The sequence below is a fragment of the Winslowiella iniecta genome, from assembly GCF_001267535.1.
In the GTDB taxonomy this organism is placed as follows: domain Bacteria; phylum Pseudomonadota; class Gammaproteobacteria; order Enterobacterales; family Enterobacteriaceae; genus Erwinia; species Erwinia iniecta.
This window is the reverse complement of record NZ_JRXE01000001.1, coordinates 2,568-16,425: the sequence shown is the minus strand read 5'-3', so window position 1 is coordinate 16,425 and position 13,858 is coordinate 2,568. Positions and strand designations below refer to the sequence as shown.

The 13,858-nt window shown below is 55.1% G+C and carries 11 protein-coding genes and 1 pseudogene; 6 read left to right on the top strand and 6 right to left on the bottom strand.

Annotated features, from left to right (window positions below; genetic code table 11):
- Nucleotides 1-25: 25 nt before the first annotated feature.
- Nucleotides 26-1,231: a nicotinate phosphoribosyltransferase gene (gene pncB, locus NG42_RS00070; RefSeq protein ID WP_052896915.1), complete on the bottom strand. Its 1,206-nt coding sequence runs from the start codon at nt 1,229-1,231 to the stop codon at nt 26-28.
- A 266-nt stretch (nt 1,232-1,497) separates the two neighbouring features.
- On the opposite strand from pncB, the gene pepN reads away from it, so the two are divergent.
- Nucleotides 1,498-4,113 carry an aminopeptidase N gene (gene pepN / locus NG42_RS00065; RefSeq protein ID WP_052896514.1) on the top strand — a complete coding sequence of 872 codons (2,616 nt, stop codon included), beginning with the start codon at nt 1,498-1,500 and terminating at the stop codon, nt 4,111-4,113.
- Between the two features lie 132 nt (nt 4,114-4,245).
- On the opposite strand, the gene ssuB is transcribed toward pepN, so the two are convergent.
- The 5 genes from ssuB to ssuE are packed head-to-tail and all read right to left on the bottom strand — an operon-like array spanning nt 4,246 to nt 8,518.
- Complete coding sequence (gene ssuB, locus NG42_RS00060) at nt 4,246-5,037, bottom strand: aliphatic sulfonates ABC transporter ATP-binding protein (protein ID WP_052896513.1); 792 nt, start codon at nt 5,035-5,037, stop codon at nt 4,246-4,248.
- Complete coding sequence (gene ssuC, locus NG42_RS00055) at nt 5,034-5,825, bottom strand: aliphatic sulfonate ABC transporter permease SsuC (protein ID WP_052896512.1); 792 nt, start codon at nt 5,823-5,825, stop codon at nt 5,034-5,036. The genes ssuB and ssuC overlap by 4 nt, the downstream gene beginning before the upstream one ends.
- A gap of 9 nt (nt 5,826-5,834) precedes the next feature.
- Entirely contained in the window at nt 5,835-6,980 is a 1,146-nt protein-coding gene (gene ssuD, locus NG42_RS00050) for an FMNH2-dependent alkanesulfonate monooxygenase (RefSeq protein WP_052896511.1), read from the bottom strand.
- 10 nt (nt 6,981-6,990) lie between these two features.
- Complete coding sequence (locus NG42_RS00045) at nt 6,991-7,956, bottom strand: sulfonate ABC transporter substrate-binding protein (protein ID WP_052896510.1); 966 nt, start codon at nt 7,954-7,956, stop codon at nt 6,991-6,993.
- Nucleotides 7,957-7,966: 10 nt separating this feature from the next.
- Nucleotides 7,967-8,518 (bottom strand): NADPH-dependent FMN reductase, encoded by a 552-nt coding sequence (gene ssuE / locus NG42_RS00040; RefSeq protein ID WP_052896509.1) that lies wholly within the window; start codon nt 8,516-8,518, stop codon nt 7,967-7,969.
- A 256-nt stretch (nt 8,519-8,774) separates the two neighbouring features.
- Between ssuE and pyrD the strand changes: the two genes are divergently transcribed.
- The 5 genes and pseudogenes from pyrD to NG42_RS23065 form a co-directional block, all read left to right on the top strand.
- On the top strand, nt 8,775-9,785 hold the full coding sequence (gene pyrD, locus NG42_RS00035) for a quinone-dependent dihydroorotate dehydrogenase (RefSeq protein WP_052896508.1): 1,011 nt from the start codon (nt 8,775-8,777) through the stop codon (nt 9,783-9,785).
- 197 nt (nt 9,786-9,982) lie between these two features.
- Nucleotides 9,983-10,528, top strand: a complete 546-nt coding sequence (locus NG42_RS00030) for a cell division protein ZapC (RefSeq protein WP_052792720.1) — start codon at nt 9,983-9,985, stop codon at nt 10,526-10,528.
- A 371-nt stretch (nt 10,529-10,899) separates the two neighbouring features.
- Nucleotides 10,900-12,834, top strand: a complete 1,935-nt coding sequence (locus NG42_RS00025) for a type VI secretion system Vgr family protein (protein ID WP_052791921.1) — start codon at nt 10,900-10,902, stop codon at nt 12,832-12,834.
- Complete coding sequence (locus NG42_RS00020) at nt 12,831-13,262, top strand: DcrB-related protein (RefSeq protein WP_052788931.1); 432 nt, start codon at nt 12,831-12,833, stop codon at nt 13,260-13,262. Before NG42_RS00025 ends, NG42_RS00020 begins: the two co-directional genes overlap by 4 nt.
- A 3-nt stretch (nt 13,263-13,265) precedes the next feature.
- Nucleotides 13,266-13,858 (top strand): annotated as a pseudogene (locus NG42_RS23065) (RHS repeat-associated core domain-containing protein); the annotation flags it as partial.

Below are 13,858 nucleotides of genomic sequence, written 5' to 3'. Positions count from 1 at the left end.
CGAAGTGGCACGTCCCCGGAAGTTCTTAGCTGGCTTTTTTGACCAGCGGCAGGTCAAAGGCTTTACGTAACGCGCGGACAAACGCCTGATCCTGACAGATGGTTTTACCCGGACTGTCGGAAAGTTTGGCTACCGGTTTGCCATTACACTCAACCAGTTTGATCACGATATTCAGCGGCTTAACCTGCGGGATATCACAGGTCAGGCGCGTGCCGATACCGAAATTCAGATTCACGCGCTGGCCAAAGTGGCGATAAAGGCTGACCGCTTTTTCCAGATCGAGGTTATCGGAAAACACCAGCGTTTTGCTGAGTGGGTCAATATCCAGCCGCTGATAATGCGCGATAGCTTTCTCGCCCCATTCAACCGGATCGCCCGAGTCATGACGCAGCCCCTGATAGCGGCTGGCGAAACCCTTACCGAAATCACGCAGGAAAGCGTCCATGGTGATGCAGTCGGTGAGCGCGATACCCAGCTGATCATCATACTCTTCCAGCCACGCCTGCAGGGCGGCACGCTGACTGTTAGCCAGTACCGGGCTGATTTGCTGATGCGCCTGGAACCACTCATGCGCCTGGGTGCCCACTGGCGCGATATCGAGTTTGCGGGCTATTTCATAGTTGCTCGAACCCACCAGCCACGGGAACTGCTGCTTCAGGGTACTGACGATAGCCAGTTGCACCTCACCAGAGAAGCGGCGACGGGTGCCGAAATCCATCAGTCTGAAGCGCGACAGATCAATATCCGCCGTCAGACGGTTAAACGCCGCCAGTTTGCTGTGCAGATGTTCCACCGCCATCTCTGTGGTCACCTGCGGTGAACGGTGGCGATGCACCACTTCACTGATCAGCGCCAGTAGCGGAACCTCCCACATAATCACTTCGCGCCACGGGCCGGTGATACGGATATCCAGTTTGCCCTGGTGATTGCGCACCCGCACTTGCGTCGGGTCATAACGGAAGTCGCGCAGCCAGTCGAGATAGTCCGCTGTGAAGAACGGCAGTGAGGCGAGGTAGTTGTACTCCTCGTCGCTCAGCGCCAGCGCGGACATCATCGCGATCTGTTGAGAAATTTCATCTGCATAAATGCCCAGCAGGTCGTCACCACGGCAGCGAAACTCCGCCGCGACGAAAACGTCGTTATAGCGATGAAACACGGCTTGCTGCATATGAAGCTTGTAAGCATCAGTATCAAGCAGCGTGGTCAATATCGGGGAAGCGTGTCGTGTCATGGTGCGTTTCAGCATCCTCTCGCGCGCGGAGCGTTTCCTTGGTGTAAGTAAAGTGTCTCAATCAAGAGCCAGAAGTATAACCGGATTACTTATTTATTGAACCCGATCACAGCACAATTCAGACCGTCAGGTCGAGGGTAAAAAGTGCCATTGTTAATAGAATGTGTAATTTGCTGCGAATCACGGTGATTCATCGTGGCAACCTTTGCGCAACAGGAATAGACTTGAACCGATTAACTTTTTTCTGAAGACGTGAGAAGAATTCTATGACGCAACAGCCTCAAGCTAAGAATCGCCATGATTATCGTGCGCCTGATTACACCATTACCGATATTGATCTGACTTTCAACCTTGATGCCAGCGTGACACGCGTGACAGCGGTCAGCCGCATCAAACGGTTAGGTGCCAGTGATGCTGCATTGCGCCTTGACGGCGAAGATTTGACGCTGATTTCGCTGGAGATTGACGGCCAGCCGTGGAGCCACTATCAGTTGCAGGAAGGCGCGCTGATCATCGATCAGCTGCCGGAAAACTTCACGCTGAAGATTGTTAACGATATCCACCCGGACCAGAATACCGCGCTGGAAGGGCTGTATAAATCGGGTGAAGCGTTATGTACCCAGTGTGAAGCGGAAGGATTCCAGCATATTACCTGGTATCTCGATCGTCCGGATGTGCTGGCGCGCTTTACCACCACCATTATTGCTGACCAGGCGCGCTATCCTTTCCTGCTCTCTAACGGTAACCGCCTGGATGGCGGCAATATGGAGGATGGTCGCCACTGGATGAAGTGGGAAGACCCGTTCCCGAAACCTTGCTACCTGTTTGCGCTGGTGGCTGGTGATTTTGACGTGCTGCGCGACAGCTTTACCACCCGCTCAAACCGTGATGTGGCGTTAGAGATCTATGTTGATCGCGGCAACCTTGATCGTGCTGACTGGGCGATGACCTCGCTGAAAAACAGCATGAAGTGGGATGAAGAGCGCTTTGGCCTCGAATACGATCTCGATATCTTTATGATTGTCGCGGTCGATTTCTTCAATATGGGGGCGATGGAGAATAAAGGCCTGAACGTCTTTAACTCAAAATATGTGCTGGCGAAAGCGGAAACCGCGACTGACAAAGACTACCTCGGTATTGAGGCGGTGATCGGTCATGAATATTTCCACAACTGGACCGGTAACCGTGTGACCTGCCGCGACTGGTTCCAGCTCAGCCTGAAAGAGGGGCTGACGGTGTTCCGCGATCAGGAATTCAGTTCGGATCTCGGTTCCCGTGCGGTAAACCGTATTGATAATGTGCGCGTGATGCGCGGTTCCCAGTTTGCTGAAGATGCCAGCCCGATGGCGCACCCGATTCGTCCCGAGCAGGTTATCGAGATGAATAACTTTTATACTCTGACGGTCTATGAGAAAGGGTCGGAAGTGATCCGGATGCTGCACACGCTGCTGGGCGAAGAGAATTTCCAGAAGGGCATGCAGCTCTATTTTGAGCGCCATGACGGCAGCGCGGCGACCTGTGATGATTTTGTGCAGTCAATGGAAGACGCTTCTAATGTTGACCTGTCGCAGTTCCGTCGCTGGTACAGCCAGTCCGGTACGCCAGTGGTTTCGGTGCGTGATGACTACAATCCGGAACTGGAACAGTACACGCTGCATGTGACGCAGATGACGCCACCGACTGCCGATCAAAAAGAGAAGCAGCCGCTGCATATTCCGCTGGATATCGAGCTGTACGATGGTGAAGGTAAAGTGATCCCGTTACAGCACAATGGCCATCCGGTACATAACGTGCTGAATATCACTGAAGATTTCCAGACGTTTGTCTTCGATAATGTTTATTTCCAGCCGGTGCCGTCACTGCTGCGCGAATTCTCTGCGCCGGTGAAACTGGACTACAACTGGAGCGATGCGCAGCTGACTTTCCTGATGCGTCATGCCAGCAATGATTTCTCCCGCTGGGATGCGGCGCAGAGTTTGCTGGCAACCTATATCAAACTGAATGTCGCGCGTCATCAGCAGGACCAGCCACTGTCGCTGCCGCAGCATGTTGCGGATGCCTTCCGCGCGGTGCTGCTGGAAGAGAACAGCGATCCGGCACTGACCGCGCTGATTCTGACATTGCCGAGTGAAAACGAAATCGCTGAACTGTTTGAAACCATCGATCCGGAAGCCATCTCTTCTGTACGCGATGCGCTGATGCGTACGCTGGCGACGGAACTGGCTGATGAGCTGCTGGCGGTTTATTACGCTAATCAAAGCACGGAGTACCGGGTTGAACATGCGGAGATTGGCAAGCGTTCGCTGAAAAATGTCTGCCTGAGTTATCTGGCACTGGGTGATGCGACGCTGGGCGAGAAGTTAGTCACCGCGCAGTATCAGCATGCCAACAATATGACAGATGCGCTGGCGGCGATGTCGGCGGCAGTTGCTGCACAGCTGCCATGCCGTGAAGCCTTACTGGCGGCCTTTGACGAGCGCTGGCACCAGGATGGTCTGGTAATGGATAAGTGGTTTATCTTGCAGGCCACCAGCCCGGCGGCGGATGTGCTGTCGCGGGTGCGTGAACTGCTGAACCATCGCTCGTTCAGCCTGAGCAACCCAAACCGTACGCGATCGCTGATTGGCGCGTTTGCCTCGGCCAACCCGTCAGCATTCCATGCCATTGATGGCAGTGGCTATCAGTTCCTGGTGGAGATTCTGTCCGATCTCAATACGCGTAACCCACAGGTTGCCGCACGCGTGATCGAGCCGTTGATTCGGCTGAAACGTTATGATGCGACGCGTCAGGGATTAATGCGTAAGGCGCTGGAGCAGCTGAAAGGGCTGGATAAACTCTCTGGCGATCTCTACGAGAAAATCACCAAAGCGTTAAACGCGTAAGCAGCATCTGTTGTAGGGGCGTCGTTCTCGACGCCCGTGTTGAGGGTATGCAGGTTGTATCATCCTGGCACGGGCGGCGAGAATGCCGCCCTATGCCTAAATGCCTGATATTAATCGTGATTAGTACTATTATCACTGTGCGTAACGTTTTTCTGCTGCCGGTTGTGCCGGCGCGCGTTTCATCACCCGATCCAGTACTTCTGCCTCCAGCTCTGCCAGCCTGACCGATCCGCGACGCCGTGGACGCGGCAGGTCGATGGTTAAATCCAGCCCGACATTACCTTCCTCAATAAGCAGCACCCGGTCGGCCATCGCCACCGCTTCGCTGACGTCATGAGTGACCAGCAACACAGTAAAATGATGCTGTTGCCAGAGTGACGCGATCAAGTCTTGCATCTCAATACGGGTTAACGCATCCAGCGCACCTAACGGCTCATCCAGCAGCAACAGGCCTGGACGATGAATCAGTGCTCGCGCCAGCGCCACACGCTGTTTCTGTCCGCCCGAGAGGGCAGCGGGCCATTCGCTGGCGCGATCGGCCAGACCCACCGCATCCAGTGCTTCCAGCGCCGCGTTACGCCACGACTTGCCGCGTAAACCCAGCCCGACATTATCAATCACACTTTTCCACGGCAGCAGACGTGCATCCTGAAACATCAGGCGGGTATCATCACGCGACTCGCTCAGCGGCGTACTGCCTGCCAGTAACTGGCCGGAGCTGGTGGTTTCCAACCCGGCCAGCAGGCGCAGCAGAGTACTTTTACCGCAACCGCTGCGGCCAACCACCGCGACAAACTGTCCGGAAGGAATATGTAAATCGATATCGTTCAGAATGGTGCGACCGCTGTACTGTTTACTGACACCATTTATCACCAGCGGCGTGCCGGTATTGAGACGCGCCGGAGAAGGGGGTAACTCGCTCATGCGTTTTCCTCTTTCAGTTGATAAGCCGGATGCCAGCGCAGCCAGACACGCTCAAGCAACAGCGCACTGACGTCAGCCAGTTTGCCAAGCAGGGCATAAAGAATAATCGCCACTACCACGATGTCTGTTTGCAGGAATTCGCGGGCGTTCATCGCCAGATAGCCAATACCTGAGTTAGCTGAAATGGTTTCCGCGACAATCAGCGTTAGCCACATCAGGCCGAGTCCAAAGCGCACGCCCACCATAATCGACGGCAATGCACCCGGCAGAATCACCTGCACAAACAGGCTCCAGCCGGATAAACCATAACTGCGCGCCATCTCCACCAGTCCACGATCGACATTACGAATACCGTGATAGGTATTCAGGTAGATCGGGAACAGCGTGCCGAGCGCCACCAGAAAAATTTTCGCGGCCTCATCAATGCCAAACCACAGGATGACCAGCGGGATCAGCGCCAGATGCGGCACGTTACGCAGCATCTGTACCGAGGTATCCAGCAACCGTTCACCCCAGCGCGACATACCGGTAATCAGCCCCAGTAACAGGCCAATCGATCCGCCGATGCTGAAACCTATCACCGCGCGCCAGCTACTGATGGCCAGGTGCTGCCACAGCTCACCGCTGGCGGAGAGCCGCCAGAAGGTGATCACGATATTTTCCGGTGAAGGCAGAATGCGTGTCGACAACAGTCCGGTTTCAGAAGCGATTTGCCACACCACAATCAGCAGTACTGGCAGCGCCCAGGGAGCAAGCTGATTAGCGAGTCGATTCCATCGTTTGCTCATCGTGACCTCTTAGCTCTGTGACACTTTCTGCGGAGCAAAATCGTGCGCGACCGCTTCACCATGCGCCGCGACTTTGCGCGGTTGCGGGATTTCCGGCACGTTCAGGTCAAGATGCGGGAACAGCAGCTCGCCGACGCGGTACGCTTCTTCCAGATGCGGATAGCCGGAGAGAATAAAGGTCTCAATGCCGAGATCGGCATACTCCTGCATCCGCGCGGCCACGGTTGGGCCATCGCCAACCAGCGCAGTGCCGGCACCGCCACGCACCAGACCCACGCCTGCCCACAGATTCGGACTGATCTCCAGCTTGTCGCGACGACCGCCGTGCAGTGCCGCCATCCGTTGCTGACCGACGGAGTCGGTGCGGGCCAGCGCCTGCTGTGCTTTGGCGATGGTGGCATCATCAAGATGCGAAATCAGTCGATCCGCCGCCTGCCAGGCTTCTTCATTGGTTTCACGCACGATCACGTGTAAGCGAATGCCGAAGCGTACCGTACGGCCCTGGGCCGCTGCTTTGGCGCGCACCGTTTCAATTTTCTCTTTTACCTGCGCCGGAGGCTCACCCCAGGTCAGATAGACATCCACCTGCTCGGCGGCCAGATCCTGCGCCACATCCGATGAACCGCCAAACCACAGAGGGGGACGGGGTTGCTGTACCGGTTTGAACATCAGGCGCGCACCGCGCACATGGACGTGCTTTCCTTCGTAATCGACAGTTTCACCTTCCAGCACCCGACGCCAGACACGGGTAAATTCAGCCGACTCGGCATAACGCTCACGGTGGTCGAGGAACACGCCATCGCCCGCCAGCTCTTCCGGATCACCGCCGGTCACCAGGTTAAATAAGGTGCGCCCATTGGAAAGGCGATCGAGCGTGGCGGCCTGACGGGCAGCCTGCGTCGGCGAGATCACGCCCGGCCGCAGCGCCACCAGGAAACGCAGGCGCTGAGTAACCGGAATCAGTGATGCCGCCACCAGCCAGGCATCTTCGCAGGAGCGACCGGTCGGGATCAGTACGCCGCCAAAGCCGAGGCGGTCAGCCGCTTGCGCGACCTGCTGTAAATAGCCGTGATCGACCGGACGTGCGCCTTCTCCTGTGCCAAGATAATGGCCGTCACCGTGAGTAGGCAGAAACCAGAAAACGGAAAGACTCATGATGTGCTCCTTATTGATGTGCTGGCGCGTCGTGCCAGATGCGATCGGTGATATCGACTTTCACCGGCATTAAACGATTTTGATAAAACAGATCGGCAGTTTGTTGCTGCGCTTTGGCGGTTTGCTCACTGACCGGCGTAATCACGGTCGGCGGGCGATGGCTGAGGTAGGTGGCGACCACCGGTTTCGGCAAGCCAATCGCTTTTGCCAGCAGGTCGATACTCTGTTCGGTATCGGTACGGGTCAGCGCATCGGCCTGGCTGAACGTCTCCAGCACCTGGCGAATAAAGCCGCCGTTGGCTTCGGCAAAGCTGCGTCCGGCGAGATAGAAAGAGCCGGTCAGATTCATATCGGTGCCATCTTTTAATACCCGGACATCGCCCTGCAACAACGCGGCAGAGTAGTAAGGGTCCCAGATGGCCCAGGCATCGACATCGCCCTGCTGAAAGGCGGCGCGGGCATCGGCTGGCGTCAGATACGTTGCTTTGATATCGCTAAAGTTCAGACCCGCCTGTTGCAGCGAACGCAGCAGCAGATTATGGGAGCTGGAACCTTTCTGGAAGGCGACTTTACGGCCTTTCAGATCGGCAACGCTTTTCAACGGGCTATCTTTCGGCACCAGAATCACTTCGGCCTTGGGTTTGGCGGGTTCTGAACCGACATACAGCAGATCGGCTCCGGCAGCCTGAGCAAACAGCGGTGGAATATCGCCGGTGCCGCCGAGATCGATACTGCCGACATTCAGCGCTTCCAGCAGTTGCGGGCCAGCCGGAAACTCGACCCATTTAATGGTGGTGTGAGGAAACTGCTTCTCCAGCAGCTGATGCGATTTTGCCAGCACCATGCTGACCGAACCTTTCTGGTAGCCAATCCGAAACTGTTGCGGAGATGAGGCATCGGCACTGGCGCTGCCGGTAAAAGCCAGCAGAGCCGTCAGTGCAGTACCGGATAACATATGGCGGAGTCGTTTTATCATGATTTTATCCTCAGACCGCGGCAGCCAGTGGGCGATGACGACGCGACAGCGCGTGGAAGAACGTCTCCAGTGCATCATCGATGCGGGCGGCCAGCACCTGGCTCAGCTCGGGGTGACGGTCGTAATGGGTGATTTGCGTATCATCGGCAAACACGCCGTGCAGCACTTCCTGCGCTTTCAGCGCGTTCAGTACCGGCTTCAGGGCGTAATCGACCGCCAGCATATGCGCGATGGTGCCGCCGGTTGCCAGTGGCAATACCACTTTATGTTCGAGAGCGCGTTCCGGCAGCAGGTCCAGCAGGGTTTTCAGCGCGCCGGAGAAAGAGGCTTTATACACTGGCGTGGCCACGATCAGGCCATCGGCGCTGTCGAGATCTTCCTTTAATGCCAGCAGTGCCGGAGAGTCAAAACGCGCGTAAAGCAGATCTTCAGGCTGGAAGTTATGCAGGTTCCATGGAATCACGTCGACTCCTCGTTTTTCCAGTGCCGCCTGGCAAAGGGTTAACAGCGCCGTAGAGCGTGAAGGATAGCGAGGGCTTCCCGCCAGACTAATAACGCGCATAAACACTCCTTATAACTAAAAGTTATTGATTAAACTTAATTCAGAACAGATGGAGCTATCCTGACAGAGCAGGGAGGGGCGTTTAAATGATTTATCCGGCAAATCTAAGCCAGTTTTCAGATAAGGAGAGCAATCCACGGCGCGGGGAGGGAAAACGTTTGCCTTTATTTCGTCTGATTGGTTTCAGATGCTGTTTTTTCTGTTATTTATCCCGGATAATACTGCCCCGATTTGCATCGGGAATTCAGGAGAGTGCATGTACTATCCCATCGTTCGTAAAGCGTTGTTTCAGCTCGATCCAGAGCGAGCGCATGAACTGACCTTTCAGCAGTTGCGCCGACTGTCCGGCACCCCTTTTAATGCCATTATCCGGCAGAAATTACCGAATAAACCGGTAAAGTGCATGGGACTGACGTTTAAAAATCCACTGGGGCTTGCCGCCGGACTGGATAAAAACGGCGAGTGCATCGACGCTTTTGCTGCGATGGGCTTTGGTTTTATCGAGATCGGCACCGTAACGCCGCGCCCGCAGGCGGGCAACGACAAGCCGCGCATGTTCCGGATTGTTGAGGCCGAAGGGATCATCAACCGCATGGGATTCAATAATCTTGGCGTTGATCATCTGGTAGAGAACGTCAAAAAAGCGCATTTCGACGGCATTCTGGGTATCAATATCGGCAAGAATAAAGATACCCCGGTTGAACAGGGCAAAGACGATTATTTAATCTGTATGGAGAAGGTTTATCCCTGGGCTGGTTATATCGCCATCAATATCTCCTCACCGAACACCCCAGGTTTGCGCACGCTGCAATATGGTGAAGCATTAGACGAGCTGTTGGATGCGATCAAAATAAAGCAGAAGGAACTGGAGAAAAAGCACCATAAATATGTGCCTGTGGCGGTGAAGATCGCGCCGGATCTTTCTGAAGAAGAGTTGATCCAAATAGCGGAAAGTTTGCTGCGCCATAATATTGATGGCGTGATCGCCACCAATACCACCCTCGACCGTTCGTTAGTTGCCGGATTAAAACATTGTGACGAAGCGGGAGGGTTAAGCGGTCGTCCGGTGCAGTTACGCAGCACCGAAGTGATTCGCCGACTGGCGCAGGAGCTGCAAGGCCGTATCCCGATTATTGGCGTTGGCGGTATTGATTCCCTGGTTTCGGCGCGGGAAAAAATTGCTGCCGGGGCCACGCTGGTGCAAATATATTCTGGTTTTATCTATAAAGGACCGCCATTAATTAAGGAAATAGTGTCACAACTGTGACCTGCCTCTGATACTATTCTCCGCTAAATCAGCCAGGGGCTTTATTTCTGCCGCTGGCTCGTTTATATTTTATCCCGATTAGTCATTATTTAGTCTATATTCATTTTGCCGCTACGTTTCACCTTCGGCTACCGCAGAGGTTTCGAATACAAAACTCCAGGCAAGAGTCATAATCTTTTTTTCTTAAAGGGCGTACCATGAGAATCAAACCTGACGACAACTGGCGTTGGTTTTTTGACGCAGAGCATGACCGCATGATGCTCGATCTGGCAGATGGTATGCTGTTCCGTTCCCGTTTTCCGCGCAAAATGCTCACCCCGGATGCTTTCAGCGTCTCAGGTTTTTGCGTTGACGATGCGGCGCAGTTCTTCAACTTTGACGAAAAATGCCGCCTGGCCGGACTGAAAGCCGATCAACGCGCGGAGCTGGTGCTGAATGCGCTGGTGGCGACCCGCTTCCTTAAGCCGTTAATGCCGAAAAGCTGGCATTTTGAAAGTTATCACCATGTTGAATGGCGACCGGGTGAAGGCGATATGGTGAAGGTTCAGCTGTGCGAGAATGGCGAGCAGGCGCGTCTGCTGGTGGTCGAAACCGGTGAGAATGCCGCACTGTGTCTGCTGGCACAAAGTCAGCTTACGCTGGCCGGGCGCAGTATGGCGCTGGGCGATGCGATTAAAATTATGCACGATCGTCTGGTTCCGCATGTGCAGAAAGAGTCGCTGAGTTACGATCAAGCGGTTTAACGCTGGCGTCATCCTGACGACTCACCCATCAATATCCCCAAACCAGAACCCTGAATGTCCTTGTGACGACGACAGGCAGGGGTAGGTGCTGCTTTTAAAAAATCCTCAGTGAAATAAATTGAGCAATACCCCTGTCTTTATTGACTAAAAAGCCTGGTGTGCAACGGATGATGTTTACCGTTGCGCTTTCGCAGCGGTTAGTTTAAAACAACGCAAGGCAGCATTCTGCAAATCGAAAAACCGTGGCTAGCGGTAAAGTATCGGGAATGCGCATTGTGTCCTGCCCGTAAAAGATATGAATAGTGACTCCCTGAAGGATCAGGTGAACTCCCCGTAGCAGGGGTAGTGAATTATTTTATGGATGAAACGTTATGCATGAACGCATTTCTGTACAGTTTCCTGTCGAAGAACTGCTTTTCTGGAAACTCACCGGCACTGAGGAGCTATCGCGCTCCTATTCGCTGGATGTCAGCCTGCTCAGTACCAATGCACGCCTTGACCGCAAAGCGATGCTGGGCCAGCCAATTACCCTCACCATTCCCACCCAGGGACTGCTGGCCACACCGCGCTATCTCAATGGGAAAGTCACATCGGTAAATGTGCAGAGCACCGAGCTTAATGGCATGCGTTACGCGGTGTACAAGCTGGTTATGGAGTCGGATTTGTGGCCGATGTTACGCGACCGCAATCAGCGTATTTTCCAGAACCAGCGGGTGCCGGATATTATCAAAACGCTGCTGGGTGAGTATGGCGTAAACATTGAAGACAAGCTGACCGGCGAGTATCGCAACTGGCAATACTGCGTGCAGTACCAGGAAAACAGTTACAGCTTTATCTCCCGCCTGATGGAGCTGGAAGGAATTTACTATTTCTTCCGCCATGAAGCGGACAAACATACGCTGGTATTGATGGATAGCGCGCAGCAGCACCAGCCGTATCAGGGTTACGAGGTGATCCCTTATCACGTCAGCGAGTCGGGCGGTAGCACCAGCGAGCAAGGAATTGGTCAATGGGCAATCAGCGAATACGTGATGCCGGGCATCTACAGCATTGATGATTACGACTTCCGTAAACCGAATGCCTGGCTATTTCAGGCGCGGCAAAATCCATCTTCACCGTCGCCGGGGCAGATTGATTACTATGAGTGGCCGGGGCGTTTTGTTGACCACAGCCACGGCGAATTTTATGCACGCATTCGTCAGGAAGAGTGGCTGGCGAAGCATCAATGCATTGACGCCGTCGGCACCGCGCTGGGAATTGTGCCGGGTTATACCTTTACCCTTAGCCAGCCCCCTTATCCCTGTGACAGCGGTGATTATCTGGTGGTAAAAGCTTCCTACGCCTTGCAGGAAAACACCTATGCCAGTGGCGGCGACAATGACAACCGGCATCAAATCAACTTTGTGGTGATTCCGGCGGATGTGACTTTCCGCTCGCCGCAGCGCACCGGGTGGCCGCGTACTCATGGCCCTCAGACTGCGCGGGTAGTGGGGCCGAACGGCGAATCCATCTGGACCGATAAATACGGGCGCGTGAAGGTGAAATTCCATTGGGATCGTCTGGCAAAAGGCGACGATACCAGCTCCTGCTGGGTACGCGTCTCAAGTGCCTGGGCGGGTCAGGGCTTTGGCGGCGTGCAGATCCCTCGCGTCGGTGACGAGGTGGTGATCGACTTTATCAATGGCGATCCGGACCGTCCGATTATCACCGGCCGCGTGTATAACGAAGCCAGTATGCCGCCGTGGTCGCTGCCTGCCGCTGCAACGCAAATGGGCTTTATCAGCCGCAGTAAAAACGGTACGCCGGATAATGCCAACGCCTTGCGCTTTGAAGATAAGAGCGGTGAAGAGCAGCTGTGGATGCAGGCTGAGCGGAATATGGATACCCGTGTCAAAAATGATGAAACCCATTCTGTTGGCGGTAATCATACCCTTAGCGTGGAGAAAAGCTTCGAAAGCAAAGTCAGTGGTCAGTACGCCCAGCAGACGCAATACGCCCGCAGTGAGTTAGTCGGTACCGATTATATATTGAAGTCGAACAGTAACATTATGCTGGCGGCCAGCAGCGGTATTACTTTTGTCACCGGTGACAGCCTGCTGAACATGAATCCCAACGGCACCATTTCACTACAGTGTAAAAACTTTCAGATTAACGCCTCAGGGCAGGGTGAAATTAACACCGGCGGAATACTGGATTTGAATATCAACCAGCCCGTTCCGGTCGCAGCGCCCTCGCCAAGCCCGACAGAGATTGCCGCAGAAGTCAGCAAGGTGTTCATCATTAAAGATGCCGGGAGCAACCTGTGAGCCAGACAGTGCAATATGCCTTATCAGAGGGCATGCTTACTCTGCCTGACGCAGTTCAGGAACAGAGTGTGACCGTGCTGCCGCTGGCCAGTTTAGGCGCGACGCTGGTGGTGACCCGCGACTGGCAGATCACGGTCGATCAGCTGGATACCTTTTTGCAGCAGCAACTGCAAAAGGTGAAGCGCGATATGAAAAAGTTCAGCGCGCAGTCGCCTGAGGAGAGCATGCTGGGCGATCTGCCTGCGCAGCAAGTGGCGATGCGCTTTGAAAATCAGGGCGTGCTGGTCGATCAAAAGCTGCTGGTGGCATGGTGCAGGGATCATTTACTGGTAATCACGTTCAGTACTGCAGGCCAGTTTAATGAACAGCAACTGCTGGCATGGCAGGCCATCCGCCAGACGTTTTCCCCCGCAGTGGCGGAGGCCTGAACCATGGCCGATTACGTTGCCGCCAGGCTTGACGATCCGCTGGTACACAGCTCGTTACTGAGTGATTTTGTCAGTGGGCTGGTGGAGGGCGCGATCTACGCCGGGGTTTTCATCGCCAGTACCGCCATGGTGGCAAGCGGTGCGGGGATCGCGCTGGGGACTGGCCTTACGGTGGCCGCAATTGCCAGCGGGTTTCCTGAGCGCTGGGGCAATGCTGCCGGCGCGGCGGCAGACGGCCTTGTCGGCGCACTTGGCCTGACCGGGCCACCGGCGGCGGTGATCACCAGCGGTTCCGCCAGCGTCCGTATTATGGGCAAGCCGGCGGCGCGCGCGGCGGGTACGGTCGATCGCGCCTTTCTCAATGCGCCTGCTGCTGACGGCGATGAGCAGGAGCCGTCAGCCTGGGAAATCGCGGCCGCCATGGCCGCCGGTATCGCCGCAACCGTTGCCCGTCCGGGCGATTTTTTCGCGGCCCTGGGTAAGCAGGTCAGCGACCTGTCCGCGGCGGATATCGCTGATTTTTTCACTTATCTCCGGCAGGACATCCTGCAGCCGACGGTCGCCGCGGCCGCGCCTTACAGCACCCCGGCCAGCAT

Bases quoted from the DNA above. Each gene is read 5' to 3' on its own strand.
- ssuD (WP_052896511.1), bottom strand. From the start codon at position 6,980: ATGAGTCTTTCCGTTTTCTGGTTTCTGCCTACTCACGGTGACGGCCAT.
- pepN (WP_052896514.1), top strand. From the start codon at position 1,498: ATGACGCAACAGCCTCAAGCTAAGAATCGCCATGATTATCGTGCGCCT.
- ssuB (WP_052896513.1), bottom strand. From the start codon at position 5,037: ATGAGCGAGTTACCCCCTTCTCCGGCGCGTCTCAATACCGGCACGCCG.
- ssuE (WP_052896509.1), bottom strand. From the start codon at position 8,518: ATGCGCGTTATTAGTCTGGCGGGAAGCCCTCGCTATCCTTCACGCTCT.
- ssuC (WP_052896512.1), bottom strand. From the start codon at position 5,825: ATGAGCAAACGATGGAATCGACTCGCTAATCAGCTTGCTCCCTGGGCG.
- pyrD (WP_052896508.1), top strand. From the start codon at position 8,775: ATGTACTATCCCATCGTTCGTAAAGCGTTGTTTCAGCTCGATCCAGAG.
- NG42_RS00030 (WP_052792720.1), top strand. From the start codon at position 9,983: ATGAGAATCAAACCTGACGACAACTGGCGTTGGTTTTTTGACGCAGAG.
- NG42_RS00045 (WP_052896510.1), bottom strand. From the start codon at position 7,956: ATGATAAAACGACTCCGCCATATGTTATCCGGTACTGCACTGACGGCT.
- NG42_RS00025 (WP_052791921.1), top strand. From the start codon at position 10,900: ATGCATGAACGCATTTCTGTACAGTTTCCTGTCGAAGAACTGCTTTTC.
- pncB (WP_052896915.1), bottom strand. From the start codon at position 1,231: ATGACACGACACGCTTCCCCGATATTGACCACGCTGCTTGATACTGAT.